The sequence below is a fragment of the Schauerella aestuarii genome, assembly GCF_009866805.1.
Taxonomy (GTDB): Bacteria; Pseudomonadota; Gammaproteobacteria; order Burkholderiales; family Burkholderiaceae_B; genus Schauerella; species Schauerella aestuarii.
Map to the genome: position 1 here is coordinate 140,894 of NZ_SIZW01000041.1, position 19,645 is coordinate 160,538.

General features: G+C 63.3%; 17 protein-coding genes. 16 read left to right on the plus strand and 1 reads right to left on the minus strand.

The annotated features are described in order from the left end of the window. Positions 1-84: 84 nt before the first annotated feature. The 10 genes from EYW45_RS11585 (at position 85) to EYW45_RS11630 (ending at position 10,024) form a co-directional block, all read left to right on the plus strand. Positions 85-402, plus strand: a complete 318-nt coding sequence (locus EYW45_RS11585) for a hypothetical protein (RefSeq protein WP_161135570.1) — start codon at positions 85-87, stop codon at positions 400-402. Between the two features lie 28 nt (positions 403-430). After that, positions 431-1,663: a Na+/H+ antiporter NhaA gene (gene nhaA / locus EYW45_RS11590; RefSeq protein WP_161135571.1), complete on the plus strand. Its 1,233-nt coding sequence runs from the start codon at positions 431-433 to the stop codon at positions 1,661-1,663. Positions 1,664-1,752: 89 nt separating this feature from the next. Next, positions 1,753-2,616 carry an alpha/beta fold hydrolase gene (locus tag EYW45_RS11595; RefSeq protein ID WP_161135572.1) on the plus strand — a complete coding sequence of 288 codons (864 nt, stop codon included), beginning with the start codon at positions 1,753-1,755 and terminating at the stop codon, positions 2,614-2,616. Positions 2,617-2,637: 21 nt separating this feature from the next. Then, a complete protein-coding gene (locus EYW45_RS11600; protein ID WP_161135573.1) occupies positions 2,638-3,456 on the plus strand; it encodes an enoyl-CoA hydratase/isomerase family protein in 819 nt (272 codons plus the stop codon). Beyond that, the gene (locus tag EYW45_RS11605; protein ID WP_161136212.1) at positions 3,446-5,071 is read left to right on the plus strand and encodes an AMP-binding protein; all 1,626 of its coding nucleotides are present in this window, start codon (positions 3,446-3,448) and stop codon (positions 5,069-5,071) included. Before EYW45_RS11600 ends, EYW45_RS11605 begins: the two co-directional genes overlap by 11 nt. Beyond that, positions 5,068-6,003 carry a hydroxymethylglutaryl-CoA lyase gene (locus EYW45_RS11610; RefSeq protein ID WP_161135574.1) on the plus strand — a complete coding sequence of 312 codons (936 nt, stop codon included), beginning with the start codon at positions 5,068-5,070 and terminating at the stop codon, positions 6,001-6,003. The genes EYW45_RS11605 and EYW45_RS11610 overlap by 4 nt, the downstream gene beginning before the upstream one ends. Positions 6,004-6,109: 106 nt before the next feature. Continuing rightward, positions 6,110-6,646 carry a MarR family winged helix-turn-helix transcriptional regulator gene (locus EYW45_RS11615; protein ID WP_161135575.1) on the plus strand — a complete coding sequence of 179 codons (537 nt, stop codon included), beginning with the start codon at positions 6,110-6,112 and terminating at the stop codon, positions 6,644-6,646. A gap of 252 nt (positions 6,647-6,898) precedes the next feature. Beyond that, the gene (locus EYW45_RS11620; RefSeq protein ID WP_161135576.1) at positions 6,899-7,618 is read left to right on the plus strand and encodes an enoyl-CoA hydratase/isomerase family protein; all 720 of its coding nucleotides are present in this window, start codon (positions 6,899-6,901) and stop codon (positions 7,616-7,618) included. 204 nt (positions 7,619-7,822) lie between these two features. Beyond that, on the plus strand, positions 7,823-9,019 hold the full coding sequence (locus tag EYW45_RS11625) for a CaiB/BaiF CoA transferase family protein (RefSeq protein WP_161135577.1): 1,197 nt from the start codon (positions 7,823-7,825) through the stop codon (positions 9,017-9,019). Positions 9,020-9,058: 39 nt separating this feature from the next. Further along, positions 9,059-10,024 (plus strand): Bug family tripartite tricarboxylate transporter substrate binding protein, encoded by a 966-nt coding sequence (locus EYW45_RS11630; protein ID WP_161135578.1) that lies wholly within the window; start codon positions 9,059-9,061, stop codon positions 10,022-10,024. Between the two features lie 66 nt (positions 10,025-10,090). Here EYW45_RS11630 and EYW45_RS11635 read toward each other — a convergent pair whose 3' ends face one another. Then, the gene (locus tag EYW45_RS11635) at positions 10,091-11,044 is read right to left on the minus strand and encodes an NAD(P)H-dependent flavin oxidoreductase (RefSeq protein ID WP_161135579.1); all 954 of its coding nucleotides are present in this window, start codon (positions 11,042-11,044) and stop codon (positions 10,091-10,093) included. 226 nt (positions 11,045-11,270) lie between these two features. Between EYW45_RS11635 and EYW45_RS11640 the strand changes: the two genes are divergently transcribed. From EYW45_RS11640 to EYW45_RS11665, 6 genes are all read left to right on the plus strand, one after another. Continuing rightward, positions 11,271-11,621, plus strand: a complete 351-nt coding sequence (locus EYW45_RS11640; RefSeq protein WP_161135580.1) for a hypothetical protein — start codon at positions 11,271-11,273, stop codon at positions 11,619-11,621. Between the two features lie 112 nt (positions 11,622-11,733). Next, positions 11,734-13,857 (plus strand): TonB-dependent receptor, encoded by a 2,124-nt coding sequence (locus tag EYW45_RS11645; protein WP_161135581.1) that lies wholly within the window; start codon positions 11,734-11,736, stop codon positions 13,855-13,857. Positions 13,858-14,096: 239 nt separating this feature from the next. Beyond that, positions 14,097-16,748 carry an aconitate hydratase AcnA gene (gene acnA, locus EYW45_RS11650; protein WP_161135582.1) on the plus strand — a complete coding sequence of 884 codons (2,652 nt, stop codon included), beginning with the start codon at positions 14,097-14,099 and terminating at the stop codon, positions 16,746-16,748. A 23-nt stretch (positions 16,749-16,771) separates the two neighbouring features. Beyond that, positions 16,772-17,668 (plus strand): GntR family transcriptional regulator, encoded by an 897-nt coding sequence (locus tag EYW45_RS11655; protein ID WP_161135583.1) that lies wholly within the window; start codon positions 16,772-16,774, stop codon positions 17,666-17,668. Between the two features lie 116 nt (positions 17,669-17,784). Continuing rightward, a complete protein-coding gene (locus EYW45_RS11660) occupies positions 17,785-18,522 on the plus strand; it encodes an ABC transporter substrate-binding protein (protein ID WP_161135584.1) in 738 nt (245 codons plus the stop codon). 57 nt (positions 18,523-18,579) lie between these two features. After that, on the plus strand, positions 18,580-19,629 hold the full coding sequence (locus EYW45_RS11665) for a lactonase family protein (protein WP_161135585.1): 1,050 nt from the start codon (positions 18,580-18,582) through the stop codon (positions 19,627-19,629). The last annotated feature ends 16 nt before the right edge of the window (positions 19,630-19,645 follow it).

The following is a 19,645-nucleotide window of genomic DNA, read 5'->3' on the forward strand; positions in this document are numbered from 1 at the left end:
TACTGGCCCTCACCGCCATTCGAGCGGTTATCTCCTGCTCCAGCGCCCTTTCGCGCGCTTCAATCCCGCCTTGTGGCAGGGTCCATGAACGTTGCTTTTTGGCTCGCACTGGCTGGCGGCTGGCTGGTATGCATCATGGCGATCTGGTTCCTGCTTTGGCGTGCCGGACGCAGCGAGCAAGCCATGCTGCGTATTCGCCTCCAGCGCGTCACGCATCCCGGTGTGTCGATCACCGGGCAGGGCTTTTTCTTCATTCGCTACACGAAATCCCATTCGAACTGCATCGAGTACTTTGCGCATCGGCGTATGAAGCGCCAGCGCTTGCGTGCATTGCAATTGGACGACGATGTGAACGTGCTTGAGCATGGCTCGGCGCGTTCGTTCGATTGGTTGCGTTGGTAGCGCAACACATCGCTTCAAAGGTTATTTCATGAAGACCGAAAATTCCGGCCGTCTCTGGGCTGTGTATGGCGCCATGCGCGCGTTCGTTCAAAATCAGGCCGCGGGCGGCATCCTGCTGATGGCCGCGGCAACGCTGGCGCTGATCGTGGCCAACAGCCCGGTGGCACCGATCTACTTCGACACCTTAGCCTCGTACGTGGCCGGCCTGAGTGTGCTGCATTGGATCAACGATGCGCTGATGGCTGTGTTCTTTCTTCTCGTCGGGTTGGAGATCAAACGAGAAGTGCTGCTCGGCCAGCTCTCCACATGGTCGCAACGCGCTCTACCTGGTTTCGCGGCGCTGGGCGGCATGGTGCTGCCGGCGCTCGTTTACCTTTCGGTCAATCTGGGTGAGGGCGGAGCGCCGATGGGATGGGCGATTCCCGCCGCCACCGACATTGCGTTTGCGTTAGGCGTGTTGTCGTTGCTCGGCCCGCGTGTGCCCGTGTCACTGAAGATCTTCCTTACTGCATTGGCCATCATCGACGACCTTGGCGCTGTGCTGATCATTGCCGCGTTCTACACCGCCGACGTCAATTTCATCGCATTGGGTAGTGCAGCGCTGGCCGCGGCAGTGCTGGTCGGCATGAACCGCGGCGGCGTCCAGCGATTGCTGCCGTACGTACTCGTAGGTGCGCTGCTGTGGTTCTGCTTTTTGAAATCCGGTGTGCATGCCACGCTGGCCGGGGTGGTACTGGCATTGACCATTCCTTTGCGCGTACCGACGCTTCGAGAGCCCGACGCCGCACCGCTTTTGCGCTTGGAGCATGCCTTGGTGCCATGGGTCACGTTTCTCATCATTCCCATCTTTGGATTTGCGAATGCCGGCGTGTCGTTTGCCGGGATGTCGCTGGCGAGCCTGAGCGAACCGGTGCCGTTGGGTGTGGCGCTGGGCCTTTTCGTTGGCAAGCAGGTTGGCGTGTTCGGCTTTGCCATGCTTGCCATCAAGTTGCGGTTGGCGGTGATGCCTTCCGGCGCGGGCTGGGTGCAACTCTACGGCGTTGCGCTGCTATGCGGCATCGGCTTCACGATGAGCCTGTTCATCGGCTTGCTGGCATTCAACGATGCGCCGGCGCTGCAGGATGCCACCAAGCTCGGGGTATTGCTGGGCTCGGTGGCATCGGCGATCTGCGGCGCGCTGTTGCTGCGCTGGCGCGCTTCGGTCGCACCCGCTGATGGCCAGGCGTTGTCGCGACACCCATCGGGACCGACATCAATGTAGTTGTTTAAATCAACGATTTGGCCTATATTGTCTTCACATCAGATCGGCGCCGGCGATGTCTCGGCGCCGTCCCTTGCGAGGAGACAATCATGTTCAAACACTTTGTGTGCGCGGCCGCACTCAGCGGCTTGGTGGCGTTTTCGTCTGCGCACGCCGCCGATACGGCACGGCATCGCGATGTCTTGAAAACCGGCGACGTCACACTCGACGTGATCGTGGAAGGGCAGGGCGACCCCATCGTGCTCCTGCCTTCACGTGGCCGCGATTCGGAGGACTACGACCGCGTGGCCGAGGGCCTGGTCAACGCCGGCTATCAGGTACTGCGTCCGCAACCGCGCGGCATCGGCAAGAGCACCGGGCCCATGCAGGGGGTGACGCTGCACGACTTTGCCCATGACACCGCCTACGTCATTCGCCATTACGGGCAGGGCAAGCCCGCCATCGTCGTGGGCCATGCCTTCGGCAACTGGGTGGCGCGCATGACGGCGGTCGATCATCCCGAACTGGTGCGCGGCGTGGTCATCGCGGCTGCGGCCGCAAAAAACTATCCCCTGGCATTGAGCGAGAAAGTCGGCAAGAGTGCCGACATGCGCTTGCCGGAAGCGGAGCGCATGGGATACGTGCGCGAGCTCTTCTTCGCGCCACGTAGCGATGCCAGCGTATGGAAGGAAGGCTGGTACGCGCAAACGAGCACCATGCAGAGCGAAGCGGGGAAGGCCACCAAGCAATCCGACTGGTGGTCGGGCGGCAAGGCGCCGCTGCTGGACCTGCAGGCGGCAGACGATCCCTTCAAGCCGCTGACGAGCCGCAATGAGATGAAGGATGAGTTTGGCGACCGCGTCACGATCAAGGTGATCGATCGGGCCAGCCATGCGCTGATCCCGGAGCAACCCGCCGCGGTGGTGGACGCCATCGTGACCTGGGCCAAAACCCTGCCGCCCGCCAAATCCTGAATCGCTATCGAGACGCCGAGCATGACACTTTCCCTGACCACCCTGCGCTACGGCGTGACCGACCATATTGCGACCGTGACCCTCAATCGCCCGGATGCACGCAATGCACTCAACGTGGCGATGTGCGGTGAACTCGTCGACGTGATGAATGCCGCAGCCACCGACGATGACGTTCGCGTGGTGCTGATCGCGGCCGAAGGCACCGCCTTTTGCGCGGGGGCGGACCTGAAAGAACGCAAAACGATGACGCATGCCGACATGACGGCGCGCCGCGTGCGCGGCTTTGCCGCCTATGCGGCGATCGAGCGGCTGGCCAAACCTGTGATTGCGGTGGTGCATGGCGCGGCTTTTGGGTCGGGATGTGAGATTGCTGCCGCCAGCGACTTCATTCTTGCCTCCGAGGCCGCTGCGTTTTGCTATCCCGAGGTCGGGTGGGGTACGGTGGGCGCCACGCAGCGCTTGCCGCGTGTGGTGGGACCGCGCATGGCAAAGGAACTGCTCTTCACGGGCCGAAAATTCGATGCGCATGAGGCCCTCGCGATGGGACTGGTCAACCACGTCTACGACGCTGATCGCTTGACGGCAGAGGCGCACGCAATGGCCACGAAGATTGCGGCCGCCAATCCGCTGACGGTGCGGCTGACGAAGCATAGTGTGGATACCGGATTGGAAGGCACGCGCGAAGGTGCGATGGCCGTCGAGTTGCTCGCGATCGAGGAGAACCTGCGCGGCTCGGATTGGCAGGCCGCCATCGCCGGCTTCGGACGCGCGGCGGCGTCCGATGCATCCAGGGCATCCGAAGGGCGGGGCGCTTCGAAGGGAAACCATGATGGCGAATGACGTATTGACACTGCCGAAGGTGCTCGCAAATACCGTCGCCGCACGTGGCGCATGTGAAGCCTTCGTCGCACCCGGCGAACGTCTGGATTGGAACGCGCTGGCACAAGGCGCCGACCGCATCGCGCGGGCGCTGCAGGCTGCGGGCGTGCGCCATGGCGATCACCTGGGCATCATGCTGGGCAACGGCGGCTTGTGGCTGCAGTGTTTCTTCGCGTGCGCCACCCTGGGCGCCGTCACCGTGCCGATCAACACGCGATTCAAAACCGAAGAGTTGAACTTTTGCTTGAAGCAGGCGGATGTGACGTGCCTGATCGTGGCGGACGCGTTCCTGGGCATTGACTACATCGATCTGCTTGCGCAGGTTGAACCCGCCATCCAGACGGCGCTGCCGGGCAAGGTGTTGCCGTTGCTCAAGCGCGTAGTGGTGGTTGGCGCGAACGTGCCGGCTGCCGGTGTCGGGTTCGATACCTTTCTGGCGCAAGGCGACGCGGCGCTGGATATGGCGGCAGTGACGGCACAGGTACGCCCCGACGATGTGTTGCTGATCCAGTACACGTCGGGAACCACATCCTTCCCGAAGGGCGTGATGCTCACGCATGCGAACATGCTGGGCAATGCGCGCGCTGCCGCTGTGCGGATGGGCGTGCACGCCGAGGATCGGTATTTCAGCATTCGCCCTTATTTCCATGTGGCGGGCACGACGTTATCGATTCTCGTGGCCGTGGTCACCGGATGCTGCCTGCTCACGCTACCGAAGTTCGAAGTGGGCGAGGCGCTGCAGATGCTGGCGCAGGAGCGTTGCACGTTGACGTCCGGCAACGACACGATCTTTCTGATGCTCATGGGTCATCCCGAATTCGACCGCAGCAGGCTGCACTTGCGCGGGGGTTGGGCCGCGGCGGGGCCCGAGGTGATGCAGAAGATCAAGGATGTGATGGGTGTGCCCGCGATCTGCAATGCCTACGGTCAATCCGAAGCGTCGCCAAACATCGTCATGTCGCAGCATGACGACGCCTTCGCGCTGCGTGCCCATGGGTGGGCGTTGCCGCATCCCGGCATGCAGGTGCGGATCGTCGAGCCGGGCACGACGCAGGAACTGCCGCGGGGTGAGCGGGGCGAGATCCAGGCGCGTGGCTGGAGCGTGATGAAGGGCTACTACAACATGCCCGAGGCGACCGCGAATGCGCTGGCGCCGGACGGTTGGCTGAGTACCGGCGACCTGGGTGAAATGGATGCCGAGGGGCGCATGCGCATGGTCGGGCGCTTGAAGGACATGTTCCGCGTTGGGGGCGAGAATGTGGCACCGGCCGAAGTGGAAGAAGTGCTGCATGGCCATGAGGCGGTTCAACTCGCGCAGGTGATCGGCGTGCCCGATCCGCGTTTAGGTGAAGTGGGGGCCGCGTTCGTACTGTTGAAGGCCGGCCGGCACGCCACACCCGAAGAACTCACGCAGTGGTGCAAGGCCCGTTGCGCCAATTTCAAGGTGCCGCGGTATCTCGCCATCGTGGATTCGTTCGAGCACATCGGCATGACGGGCAGTTCGAAGGTGCAGAAAAACAAGCTGCGCGCGCATGCGATCGAGGTGTTCGGGCTGGCGCAGGGAGCATCGGCATGAGCGATGTGGTGTTGTGCGAGTGTTTCGCCCGCGACGGCCTGCAGCATGAATCCGACTTCATCGCGACGGCGATCAAGGGGGAGCTGATCGCGCGCTTTGCGGCGATGGGCTTCACCCGTGTGGAGGCCACGTCCTACTCCAATCCGAAGGTGGTGCCGCAGTTCGCGGATGCGAGTGAGGTTCTGGCCGCGCTGCCACGGCGCGAAGGCGTGTTCTACAAGGCCACGTGTGCCAACGTGCGTGCGGTCGAGCGCGCGGTGGCCGATCATGAAGCGGGCATCGGCGCGAACGAAATCAGTCTGCTCGTGTCGGCCACGAATGCGCATTCGGCGCGCAATCTGAAACGCACGAAGGCCGAGCAATGGGAAAACGTGGACGCCATGGCGGCCGCTGCCTCTGCCCGTTTTCGGTTGATCGGCACCATATCCGTGGCGTTTGGCTGTCCGTTCGAGGGCGCCGTCGATCCGCACGCGGTGCTGGACGATGTGGGGCGCTTTGCCGCGGCAGGGGTGACGCATGTGACGTTGGGCGATACGACGGGCATGGCCACGCCGGCTGCGGTGCGCGCGCTCTATGGCGCCATGCAGGCGCAATATCCGAATGTGACACCGATTGCGCATTTTCACGATACCCGCGCGACCGGACTGGTCAACTACGTTGCCGCCCATGAGGCCGGCGTGCGTTATTTCGACTGCGCCTTCGGCGGGGTGGGCGGCCACCCTGCCAAGGTGAAATACGGCGGCGGCTTTACCGGCAATGTGTGCACCGAGGATCTCGTCAATCTGTTTGAATCAATGGGCATCGACACCGGCATCGATCTGGACGCCATGATGCACGTTGCGATGCGCTGCCAGGAGGTGCTTGGGCGCAGCCTGCACAGCCGGGTCGCCGAGAGCGGGCTGAATCCGTTGATTGTTCGCGCAGTCCCGTAAAAAGGCACACGACCTGCGCCCGACACGATGGCATTGTTTATGATGCGGGACGCAGGCACGTGATGGCGTGCATTCATTTCTCTCATCGACTCTACTCAGCTTCCCTATGGCCTCACGCGAAGACAGCAAGCCCGCCGCCGCCAAGCGTTCCGCGCCAACGGATCTCAAGGCGCTTTTCTCCTATCGCCTGAATCGGCTGGCCTTCGTGTCGAGCCGCTTGGCCGCCGCTCAGAACGAAACCAGTTACGCAATGGGTCCGCGGGATTGGCGCGTGATTGCCTTGTTGGCGGCGCATGCGCCCATGTCGTTGAACGCGTTGGCCCGCGAATCGAATATCGACAAGAGCCAGGCCAGCCGAACGGTGGCGGATCTGATCGAGCGCAAGCTGATCAAGCGCAGCGCGGATGAGACCGATGGCCGCGGCGTGAGCCTGGATCTCACGACTGCGGGTCGTACGCTGTACAAGAAGGTTTTTCCTGCCGCCATCGCGCGCAATGAAACGCTGCTCAGCGTGTTGAGCCCGGCAGAGCGCGAGGTGCTCGAACGCGCCGTGGACAAGCTCACCGATCATGGCTTGAGCCTGCTCGATGCCACGCCGGATACCCTGGCGCCGCGCCGCGGCCGCAAGGCCGGCCCCAGGTAGACCATCGCCCGCTGCGGCGCTATTCCGTCAAGCTGCCCAGGCAGTCGCGATTCGCCGCATGGATCGCGGCGGCAGGTGCTTGCCTGCGCGATAGCGTCAGTCGTTCGGCTGGCGTGTTCCGGCAGGTATCGAGGCGGTGAACATGCTGTCGCCCTGGGCGCGAAACGCTCGGTCGAGATGTTGTAGTTGATTAAATCAACTAAATAAAAGAAAATGATTGCAAAGCCATTAGCTTGAACAGCAGGAGACAACATGACCGAGCTCGTCGTCGATACGCATGGTGCGGTACGCGTTTTGCGTTTGAACCGCCCCGAGAAACACAACGCACTGAACACCACACTGACGCAATCGCTGCTCGATGCCTTGCACGCGGCCGACCGCGACGATCAGGTGAATGCGATTGTGCTCACCGGCAACGGCAAGTCGTTCTGCGCCGGCGCGGATACCACTGAATTCTCCAGTCTGACGGTGGAGCAACCCCAGGCCGTGATGCGCCGTGCCGATCTGACGACCGCTTTGCACAGCGCGTTCTCCCAGATCGCCACCCCGGTGATCGCCGCCGTACATGGCAACGCGCTGGGCGGTGGCGCGGGCCTGGCCCTGGCCTGCGATCTGACGGTGATGGCCGACGATGTGCGGTACGGCTACCCCGAGCTCAAGCACGGCATCGTGGCCGCCGTGGTGATGGCCAATCTGGTGCGCCAGGTTGGCCGCAAGCATGCCTTCGAGTTGCTGGCGATGGCCGAGCCGATCGACGGCGCACGCGCGCTGGCGTTAGGTATCGCCAATCGTGTCGTTTCAAGTGCCCAGGTGCTGGAAGCAGCGATTGCGATGGCCACGCGCCTGGCAAGTTGGAGCCCCGTTGCGATGGGGCTCACAAAGCGGTCGTTTCATCGCGCGGCCGACCTGGCGTTGGTGGATGCCTTGGGCGTCGGCCGGGATGCCAACGTCATCATGCGCAGTTTCCGATAGCGCATGTCGCTTGGCGCGGCCCACGTCACGCCTTTTTTTGTCCTGGTAGTTGACGATATCAACTACCAATATCAACGACCAATATCAACGACCAATGACGATGATGCCGGTGCCGGGAATGCATGGCGGCGTTGTCGAGGAGATGCCCATGTCGACCCTTGATTCGCGCTTCCCCATGGCGGCGCCCGATTGCTGGAGAAACGTATGCGGCCACTAGACGGCATCACGATTCTCGATTTGTCGCGCGTGCTGGCGTGCCCATTTGCCTCGATGATTCTGGCGGAGATGGGCGCAACCGTGATCAAGGTGGAGCAACCCGACGGCGGCGACGAAACGCGCGCGTTCGAGCCCAAGGTGAAGGGCGAGAACGGTACCGAATCGGCTTACTACCTCGCCTTCAATCGCAGCAAGCAGTCGATCACGATCAACTTCCGCACGGAAGCCGGCCAGGCGCTGGTGCGCAAGCTGGCAGCGCAGGCCGATGTGCTGGTCGAGAATTTTCCGGTGGGCACATTGAAGAAGTATGGCTTGGATCGTGCTGCTATTGCGCCGTCCAATCCAGCGCTGATCTATTTCTCTTGCACAGGGTTTGGCATGACGGGGCCCTATGCCCCGCGCAAGGGATACGACACGGTGTTCCAAGCCATGGGCGGCATCATGAGCCTGACCGGTGAGCGCGGCGGAGGGCCGGTGAAGCCGGGCCTGCCGGTCGCCGATCTGACGTCAGGGTTGTGGGCCGCGATCGGGATTCTCTCGGCCCTGGTGGGCCGCGCGAAAACCGGGCAGGGCTGCCACATCGACTTCTCGATGCTGGACGGTCAGGTGGGATTGCTGTCGTTGGCGGCGGCGCGCTATTTCGCGCTGGGAGAAGTGCCGCCGCGTCTGGGCACCGAGCATCCCGGACGCGTGCCGTCGGCCGCGTTCGAGTGCGCCGATGGCAAATGGGTGCAAATCACCGGCAGCGATCAACACTGGAAGCCGTTGTGCACGGTGCTCGGTTTGACGGCGTGGGGCGACGATCCCGAGTTGGCCAGGAATGCCGTGCGCGTGGCGCGACGCGCTGAGGTCTCTCGGGGGCTGGCCGAGGCGATTGCCACCTTCGATCGCGAGACCTTGTGCCAACGCTGTGATGCCGTGGGCGTGCCGGCCGGTCCCATTCTCGATGTGAGCGAGATCCTGAGCAACGAGCACGTGCTCGCGCGCGGCATGGTGGGCCAGTACGACCATCCGCATATCGGTCAGTTCAACGCGATTCCGGTGCCGTTCAAGTTCGAGGGCTACGACAACCCCAGTCTCGATCGCCCGCCGTTGTTGGGCGAGCACACGCAACACATTCTGCGCGAGCGTCTCGGCCTGTCCGATGACGATATTGCGTTGCTGTCCACACAAGGCGCCATCTGAGCGCATGTGCTTTCCAGAACCGGTGAGGAGACCATCATCATGTCAGTATTGAAAGGAATCGGCCTGAGCCTCGCGCTGAGCCTGAGTTGTTCGGTGGCTGTCGCGCAGGACTATCCCACGCAACCCATCATGCTCGTCAATCCTTATGCCGCAGGCGGCCCGGCCGACGTCGTGGCGCGTGCGCTGGCGCGCGAACTGGAGAAGCAACTGGGCCGCGCCGTGGTCGTCGAGAACAAGCCCGGCGGCGGTGCCTCGATCGGCACTGGTCTGGTGGCACGTGCCAAACCGGATGGATACACGCTGCTGCTTGGCACATCCGCCGCGCACGTGGTCACGCCCCTCATGCAAAAGACGCCTTACGATGGGGTGAGCGATTTCGACTTCGTGGCGATCGTGGCCAATCAGCCGAACATGGTGGTCGTCAATCCGAAGGTCGGTGTGAAGACCCTGGCCGAGCTGATCGACAAGGCGCGCAGTGCGCCGGGAAAGATCAATTACGCATCGGCCGGCCCCGGCAGTTCGCCGCATCTTGGCGGTGAGCTGTTTCGGCAACGCGCGAATATCGACATCGTCCACATTCCCTACAGCGGTGCCGCCCCTGCCATCAACGATCTGGTAGGCGGTCAGGTCGACATGGCGTTGCTCAACCTGTCGGCCAGCCTGCCGTTCATCAAGGATAAGCGCTTGATCCCGTTGGCCTACGCAGCGAAGAAGCGCTCGCCGTTATTGCCGGATGTGCCCACGCTGGAGGAGTCGGGTGTAAAGGGTGCCGAGTCGGCCTCCTGGTACAGCCTGGCCGCACCGAAAGGCACGCCGCCGGCCGTGATCGAGAAACTGAATAAGGCGGTCGCCACGATCAACAAGGACGATCGCTACAAGCAATTGATGGATGCCCAGGGGGTTGAGGTGCTGACGCAATCTGCTGCCGACGCCACGGCCTTCGTCAACAAGGATCGCGAAGCGATGAAGGTACTGGCCAAATCGGCTGGACTGGTGCAGCAGTAAGGGCAGGGGCGATCCGGGCGTTGCCCGCCCGGTCGGCCCAAACGCCCAGGCATCACCACATAAGCATCACCGCAGCGACGCTGCGCGATCGAGTGCGGCTTCGGTTTCCACCACGAGCCGGCGCAGCAGGTCACCCGCCGGCACGATGTCGTCGATCAAGCCGGCGCTCTGTCCGGCCTCGGTCTTGCCATCGGCCACATCGCCATCGAGCGCCGCCTGTTTGAGCGATCGACTGGCGAAGAGCAGATTCAGATCGTCATCGCCGGCCGCCGACCCCTCGGCGTGCTGATAAGCCTGCGAAAACGCATTCTTCAGCATGCGGATGGGCGATCGGCCGCGGCCGACCAGCGTGGTGTCGGCCACCCCTGCCGCTTGCACCGCCGCCTTGTAGGCCGGGTGCACGCCCGCCTCCGGCGTCATCATGAAGCGGGTGCCCAGTTGCGCACCGTCGGCACCCAGGCACAACGCTGCCGCAATCCCGGCACCATCGGCGATACCTCCCGCGGCAATGATAGGAATGGACACCCGGCTCGCGATCGCCCGCACCAGCACCAGGGTGCCGATCTCGTCAGGCCCGGGATGGCCGCCGGCCTCCAGGCCCACAGCGATGACGCCATCCACGCCCGCCTGTTCGGCCTTGGCCGCATGCAGCGGGCTGGCCGCCACCTGCAGCCATGTGGCGCCGGCATCCTTGAACCGCGCCAGATATTTCTGCGGTCCGCCTTGCGAGGCGATGATCACGGGCACCTGCTCGGCCAGTGCGATCGCCACGTAGTCGGCGGCGCGCTTGTTGTAGAGCGGGATATTGACCGCAAAGGGCTTCGCGGTGATGGCACGCAGCGCGCGGATGGCCGCTTCGAGCGCTTCCGGATACATCGGACCCGCAGCGATCACGCCCAGCCCACCGGCTTCGGACACTGCGGCAGGCAATGCCGCGTTCGACGACGCCCAACTCATGCCCGCTTGCACGATGGGATATTGAATGCCGAGCAGGGTATTCAGACGGGTATGAAGGGGCATGGGCGCGAAACCTGACAAGAAAAACGATGCACGATTATCGGCTATATAGTTGATATATACAACTATAACGGCAGGTCTCGTCGTGACGAAGGCGGGGCGAGGCGTTCGGTTTTTCGGCGTCGGCCCTTGTTCCGGCGATGAATTGATATAACATTGCGATTCTCGCGCCGATCGCTCTTCGACGCGCATACCAGGTTCCCCAGTGGCCCGCTCACTGATTCATCGCATGTCGCTGCCCCGGTTTTCGCCTCTGCGCGCAAGCCGGCGTTTGCACGCCGTCATGTTGGTCTGGGCGATGTTGACGCTGCTGTGTGCACCGGTCGCCGCCACGCTGCATGCGTTTACGCATCTTCATTCGGTCACGACGGTGTTGTCGGCCGATACCGCGGCGCTCCCACAGCCGGGCGAGCATTGCGATATGTGCGCGCAATGGGAGGCCTTCGGTGATGGCCTGATCGGCAAGACGGTGTTCTTTCACCCCGATCTGCACATCGTTTTCGACTTCCGATCGCCGGCTGTGGCGGTCGATACCGCCACCACGCGCTGGTACATGCAGCGCGCACCCCCGCTCGCCTGAGCGCATCGTCTTCCCACTCTCCGATCCGACTTGGCCGTACAACGCGCCGATTCCTGTTGCGCGTTTTGCGATGCGGGCAGGGCGGCGTGCGGCCGCACTCAGGCTGATTCACATGTTTATCGATCATGGCACCTCGGTGCCCTGCGTTCAACGCCGACGCTTGCGCGTGGCGCTACTGACGCCCCTGGCCCTTTCCGTCACGCTCGGCTGCGCGGCGCATGCACAGGCCAGCGACGTTGCCGCCTCGTCCGCCGACGTGTCGGCGTCTTCCAATGCTGCCGCCCTGGCACCGATCATCGTGACCGGTAATCCCCTCGGCAGCGATGCGCTGTCGTCGCCGACGGCGGCGATCGATGGCCGCGATCTCGACTTGCGCCGGGCCGCCACGCTTGGCGAAACGCTCAATGGGGTGCCGGGGGTTTGGACCAGTACGTACGGACCGATGGTGGGCCGGCCCATCATCCGCGGCCTGGATGGCGACCGCATTCGTCTGCTGCAGAATGGGGTGGGCACGTTGGACGCATCGTCCCTTTCCTACGATCACGCGGTGCCTCAGGATCCGTTGTCCACCAATCGGATCGAAGTGCTGCGCGGTCCTGCCGCATTGCTTTACGGCGGCAACGCGATCGGTGGCGTCATCAACACCATCGATAATCGCATTCCCACCGAGCCGATCGACGGCATGCATGGCGAGGCCACTGCCAACTACGGCAGCGGCAACAACGATCGCGATGGCGCCGTCCAACTCGAAGGTGGCGACGGCAAGTTTGCGATTCACGCAGACGTGTTCGGTCGCACCACCGACGACCTGCGCATCCCGGGCGACGCCCGATCCGCTCGCCTGCGCGCCCTGGATCCGCAAGACGACGAGGCGCGCCGTCGCCTGCCCAACAGCGATGGTCGCGACAGCGGCGGTGCCCTGGGCATGTCATTGACGGGTGAGCATGGCTACGGTGGCCTGTCATACAGCGGCTATGACTCGAACTATGGCTCTGTGGCGGAAGACAGCGTGCGCATCAAGATGCGGTCGCAGCGCTTCGGCGCGGCAGGCGAATTGCGCGATCTCGACGGCTTTTTCAAAAGCGTCAAGGCCAGCTTTGCTTACACCGACTATCAGCACAAGGAGGTCGACGACGGCGAGACGGGGACCGTGTTCAAGAATCGCGGCTACGAGGCGCGCATCGAAGCAAGGCACCGCGACTTTGGGCCGGTGCAGGGTGTGGTCGGTGTGCAGTTCGGACAGACGCAGTTCTCGGCGTTGGGCTCAGAAGCCTTGGTGCCCACCACCGATACCAACACTGGCGCAGTCTTCCTGCTTGAAGAATGGACGGTCAACGATCGCCTCACATTGAGCGCCGGTGGCCGTATGGACTTCACGCGGTTGTCGCCCTCGGCCGGCGGCAACGACCGCTTCGCGGATGCGCAGAAGCGCAACTTCAATGCGGGCAGTCTATCGCTGGGCGCGGTGTACAAACTCGATCCGATATGGTCGCTGGCGGGCAATACCGCGTATACGGAACGGGCACCGACCTTCTATGAGGTGTATGCGAACGGGCCGCACGAGGCGACTGGACAGTACCTGTTGGGCGATCAGAATCTGAGCAAGGAAAGGGCCTTCTCGACCGATCTCGCGCTGCGTTTCAAGGACGGGCCGCATCACGGCAGCGTGGGCGTGTTCTACAGCCACTTCAACAACTATCTGGCTGAACTCAATACGGGTCGGTATCGCAACGACGACGGCGACGTGGTGGGTGCCGGCACCGACGACGCGCTTCCTGAAGCCATGTATCGTGGCGTTCCCGCCGACTTCTACGGCTTCGAGGCCGAGAGCAGCTTCCGGGTGCTGCAGCGTGATGGACACGCGTTGGATCTGTTGCTCTCGGGCGATTACACCCGCGCGCGCAACCGCGACTCAGGCCAGCCGTTGCCGCGCATCCCGCCGCTGCGATTGCGGGCCGGGTTGGACTATGCCTATGGCCCGTTCGATGCCGGCGTGAGCGTCACACGCGCTTTCTCCCAGCATCGCCGTCCCGACGAGGATCTGCCTACCGACAGCTACACCAGCCTGGACGCGACCAGTGGCTACCGGTTCAAAGCGAGTGGTGTGCAGTGGCGCGCGTACGTGAAGGGGATCAACCTGACCAACGAAACGATCCGGTACGCGACCTCGGTACTGCGCGATATCGCGCCGCAATCGGGCCGCGCCGTACTGGTGGGGATACGCGGCAGCTTCTGAGCCGAGGGCCGCCGGGATCAGTTCTCGGCGGTGATCTTGCCGTCGGTCACGATCTGATCGGTCGCGCGGGGTACGTCTCCGCTGCGTGTGCTGCGGTCATGCAGCAATAGGGGACCAGCAGGATGCCAAGGCGCTGCGCCCAACGGGGGGTGTTCATGTCTCTCTCCTAGGCGGCCGTCGATGCAGCCGGGTTTTTACTTAATTGCATTTTAGGACGGCAAGATGCAAAATTAAAACCTATGGAAAACACCAATCCTCGCCCGGTTTACGGAAGTCTTGCGATCGACGGCACGCAAGCGGCCTTCATCGATATGCCCGCCATGTTTGGCGATGCCTACCGTCGCCTCCCCATCGTGCTGCGATTGCTGCTCGAAAACGTGCTGCGCAACATGCAGGGGGAAGAGCGGGATGCCGCGGTGGCGGCGTTGTTCGCCTGGACGACAACGGGCAGCAGCCAGGCCGAGATTGCCTTTCAACCCGGCCGGGTGCTGATGCACGACACCACCAGCACACCGGCCCTGGTGGACATTGCCGCCATGCGGGATGCACTGCGCGAAGCGGGCGCCGATCCTCACCTCCTCAATCCCGGGTTGCCGGTGGATGTGTCGGTCGATCACTCGTTGGCGGTAGAGGCCTTTGCCCGCCCCGATGCGGCGTACATCAACCTCGGCTTTGAAATGCGGCGCAACGCCGAGCGCTATCGTTTCCTGCGTTGGGCGTCCTCGGCACTGAGCAATGTGCGCATCAACCCGCCCGGCACCGGCATCATGCACACCCTCAACATGGAGCAGTTGGCCACGGTGGTGAAGCACGATCCGCAAGCAAATGGCCCTACGGTGTACCCCGACATGATGTTGGGTACGGACAGCCACACGCCGATGATCAACGGACTGGGTGTATTGGGATGGGGCGTGGGAGGCCTGGAAGCGCAGACGGTGATGTTCGGCATGCCCACCATGCTGCGCATTCCGGACGTGTGCGGGGTGCGGCTCGCAGGCGCGCTGCGGCCGGGCGTGACGGCGACCGACCTGGCGCTGACGATCACGCAGCGGTTGCGCGCGTTGGATGTGGCGGGTGATTTCGTCGAGTTTTTCGGGCCGGGCGTGGCCACGCTTTCAGCGGGCACGCGGTGCGTGGTGGCCAATATGGCGCCGGAGTATGGCGCAACGACCGGCTACTTTCCGATCGACAACGCAACGCTCACCTACTTGCGCGAGACGGGGCGATCGGCCGCTCATATCGCCTTGGTCGATGCTTATGCGCGTCGTGTTGGCATTGCACTCGACCCCGATGCAACACCGGTTTACTCGCGCACCCTCGATATCGATCTTGGCGCGATCGACATGCATGTGGCGGGGCCAAAGCGGCCCCAGGATTTGCTGCCGTTCGGCGCCACGCGCGCGACGCTGCGGGCGTTGAATGTCACGCCGCGCGGGGCGAGCAATGCGATGTTGCCGCGGCACGCGATTGCCATTGCCGCCATTACCAGTTGCACCAATACCTCCGATCCGCGCCTGCTGGTGATGGCGGGCCTGGTCGCGCGGCGTGCGCGTGAGCTGGGCATGACCGTGCCCGCGTGGGTGAAAACGTCTTTGGCGCCAGGGTCACCGGCGGCCGCGCGCTATCTTGAGCGCGCGGGGCTGCTCGACGATCTGTCGGCGGTAGGGTTCGACATCGTGGGGTATGGCTGCACCACCTGCATCGGCAATTCCGGCGGCTTGCCTGCGGTCATTCAAGCGGCGATGGCGGCCGGTACCGTGCATCCCGTTGCGGTGCTCTCGGGCAATCGCAATTTCACCGGGCGCATTCATCCCGATCTGGATCTCGGTTTTCTGATGTCGCCGCCGCTGGTGGTGGCGTTTGCGTTGGCGGGCGATGCCGAGCGCGACTTGAGTGAGGAGCCGGTCGGACTCAGCGCGACGGGTGATGCGGTGTATGTGCGCGACCTGTGGCCCACCGATGAGGCGATCGACCACGCGCTCGCCGCGAGCGCCGAACCCGCCGACTACCGCGAAGCCTTTCGCATTGCGAGCGAGAGCCCGGCGTGGCGGCAACTCGACGCGCCGAACACCCCCTGTTTTCCGTGGGACGACACATCGACCGCGCTGCGCCGGCCGCCGTTTGCATCGCGCGATGAGGGCAGCCAGTTGGGCATCTACACTGCCTACCCCTTGCTGATCGTGGGCGACGATATTACGACCGACCATATCTCGCCTGCGAGCGCGATCCCGTCGGACAGCCTCGTCGCCGATTTCCTCGTGGCGCGCGGTGACGATCGCCACGATCTCAATGTGTTCGCTTCCCGCCGCGGCAACTGGGAAGTGATGATGCGCGCGGCCTTTCACAGCAAGAGTCTGAAGAACCTGCTGTGCCCGGCCGCGCCGGTCGCGCACACCCTGCATGTGCCCAGCGGCGAGATCCAGCCGATCTGGGAGGTGGCCGACCGCTACCGCCGCGAGGGCAATGCGGTCGTGCTGGTGGCTGGCGCCCGGTATGGCACAGGTTCGTCGCGCGACTGGGCCGCGAAAGGGCAGCGGCTGCTGGGCATCCGCGCGGTGCTGGCCACGAGCTTCGAACGCATTCATCGGTCGAATCTGATCGGCATGGGTATCCTGCCGCTGCAGTTTGCCGAAGGGGTGGGCCCGGAGACGCTACGCCTGGCGCCGGGCGATCGCATCGAGGTTCAGGCCGAGGCGGCACACATCGCGCCGCGCGCCGCGGTGGCGGCGTTCGTTCATCGCCGCAACGGCACCCGCACGCCCGTAAGCGTCACGGCAGCCGTCGAGACGCAACTCGAAGTGGCCTTGCTGCGCGCAGGTGGTGTGATTCCAGCTATTCTTGAGCGCACGCTTGCGGCGCAGCATCCGGCCGCGCCCGAGGTTAGCCGATAGTCCGCGGTAGCGGACGGGATGTCATGAGCGCTCAACACACCATTCTTTCCCAGATCATCGCGATCATCGAGCAGGATCAGTTGCCGATCGGCGCGCATCTCGCCGCGCAGAAGATCGCCGATCGCTTGCGGGTTTCACGCTCGCCGGTGAACGACGCGTTGGTGGTCTTGAGCGAGAGCGGCATCGTCGCACGCCAGCCCAATCGCGGCTACTTCCTGGCGCAGGATCCGTCGTCCATCGACCCAAGCTTGCAGAAGCGCGCCGGGTGGACCGAGGTCGACGTGGTCACCGACACCTATTTCAAGATCGCCGATGCGCTCTTGCGTGGCGAGCTGCCTTTGGAATGCAGCGAGGCACTGTTGCGCGCCCGTTATGGTTTGACGAACGAACAGGTCAAGGCATTGCTCACACGTATTTCGACCGAAGGCTGGGTAAGCAGAAAGCCGGGATACGGTTGGGCGTTCTCATCGATGATGACCACACCCGACAGTCTGCTGCAATCCTATCGGTTGCGCCTCGCGCTGGAACCTGCGGCGCTGCTCGAACCCGGCTATCGCTTGCTTCCCGGTGTGCTCGAACGCTGCCGTGCCGCAGAACAGCACTTGCTCGACGGCGGCATCGATACCGATACGGCCGATCAACTCCACGATCGCGGTGTGCGCTTTCACGAGTCGTTGGTCGAGGCTTCGGGCAACCCGTTTTTTATCGACACCATCAAACGTGTGAATCGCGTGCGAAGGTTGCTGTCGTATCGCTCGATGCGCGATCGCGCGCGCTACAAGCAGCATTGCGCGCAGCATCTCGAGGTGTTGCGATTGCTGGAACAGGAGCGTAATGAAGAGGCGTCCGAAGCGTTGGCCGAGCATCTGCGCAGCACGTTGAAAAACTTGACGCAAATCAGCGGCATGTTGCGCTCGTAAAGCACACGCGATGCGAAGCGGCGGCCTGTTCGTAAAGCACATCAGGCGTTTTATTTGGCCTTTGTTTTTGACCGATGACTGTGTTGCGGCCTTGGCCGCCTTTGACTGGAGCACCGATGAACAACCCTTCCGAAAGCGTACGTAGTGCCTTTTTGCGCGGCAACACCCTGCGCGCCTCCATCAACGTGGGCAATCCGATCCTGGCGCACGTGAAAGCGGATGGCCAGGCTGGTGGCGTGTCCGTCGATCTGGCTGGTGAACTGGCCAAGCGCCTGGGTGCCGAGCTTGAATTGGTGGTGTTCAAGTCCGCAGGCGAGTCGGTGGATGCGGTGGCGGCCGAGCAGGCCGATTTCGGCTTCTTTGCGATCGATCCCAAGCGCGGCGAGCAGATCGGCTTCACCGACCCGTATGTGGTGATCGAAGGTGCCTACCTGGTACGTAACGATTCCCCGATCAAGGCAAACGAGGAAGTGGATGCAGAGGGCGTTTCCGTCACGGTGGGCAAGGGCAGCGCCTACGATCTCTATCTGTCGCGCACACTCAAGCATGCCACGATCGAACGTGCGCCCACGTCGCCCACGGTCGTCTCCACCTTCATCGAAAAGCACTACGACGTGGCCGCCGGCGTGAAGCAGCAACTGCAGGCTGACGCCGCCAAGCTCGACAATGTGCGCATGCTCGAGGGCCACTTCATGCTGATCCGCCAGGCGATGGGCGTACCCAAAAGCCGCGGTGCGGAAGCGCTTGCGTATCTGGCGGCTTTCGTGACGGATATGAAGGCGTCGGGCTTCGTTACCGAGGCCTTGGCGCGGCATAACGTGAGTGGCGCAGTGGTGCCCAAGCCCGGCGAATAGTCCGGTCAGCACAGCAGACGCCCCAAAATGAAAGGGGCGCCATCATGGAGACGACGTATGTACGCCTACGTAGGCACGCGCACTACACGCGAACGCAACGCGCGTGGGGAAGGCATCAGTGTGTTCCGCTACCACGCGGCATCGGGTGCGCTATCACTGGTGCAGGTGCTGGGTGAACTGTCGAACCCCTCGTATTTGCTCGCGCATCCCCGGCAACCCGTGCTCTACACCGTGCACGGCGATGGTGGCGAAGTCAGCGCTTTCAAGCGCGATGCGGCCACGGGGGCGCTTACGTTCTGGCATCGTCAGGCCTGCGAGGGTATCAATCCGGTGCATCTTGCATTGAGCCCTTCTGGCCGCTACCTGGTCGTGTCGAACCATCGAACCGGCACGTTGGCCGTGCTGCCGGTGGCGGAGGATGGGCAACTTGGCGCGGTGAGTCAATTGATCGGGATCGAAGGCGAACCCGGTCCGCATCGCATCGAGCAGCCCTTTTCCAAACCGCACTTCAATATCTTCGATCCTTCGGGCCGGTATGTGGCGGTGCCTGACAAAGGCCTCGATCGGGTGTTCATTCATGCCGCCGATGCGGAGGCACTCAGCGCGACGCCGGTATGCGTCGTGCACGCGCGCGAGTCTGCCGGGCCGCGCCATGCGGCGTTTCATCCGTCGGGGCGGTTCATGTATGTGATCAACGAACTCGACAACACCGTCACAGCGCATACCTTCGATGCGGCCACCGGCACGGCGATCCCGTTCCAGCTCCTGCCGTCGTTGTCGGATGCGTGCACCGGCAACAGCCGCGCGGCCGGCATCAGCACCGATGCGGCGGGGCGCTTTTTGTATGTGTCCAATCGTGGGCATGACGGCATCGGCGTCTTTGCGATCGATGCCGCAAGCGGCAGGCTCAGCCTGGTTGAATTCGCGCAATCGCTTGGCAAGACGCCACGGTTTTTCACGCTCTCGCCCGATGGCCGATTCATGTTTGTGGCCAACGAAGAAAGCGACACGATCGTGCGCTTTGCGGTGGATCGGGAAACAGGCCGGCTCACGTCGGATGGGGCGGTGACGCAGGTGGCGAGCCCGGTCTGCATCGTGTTTGCTTGATCACAGTACACTGCGG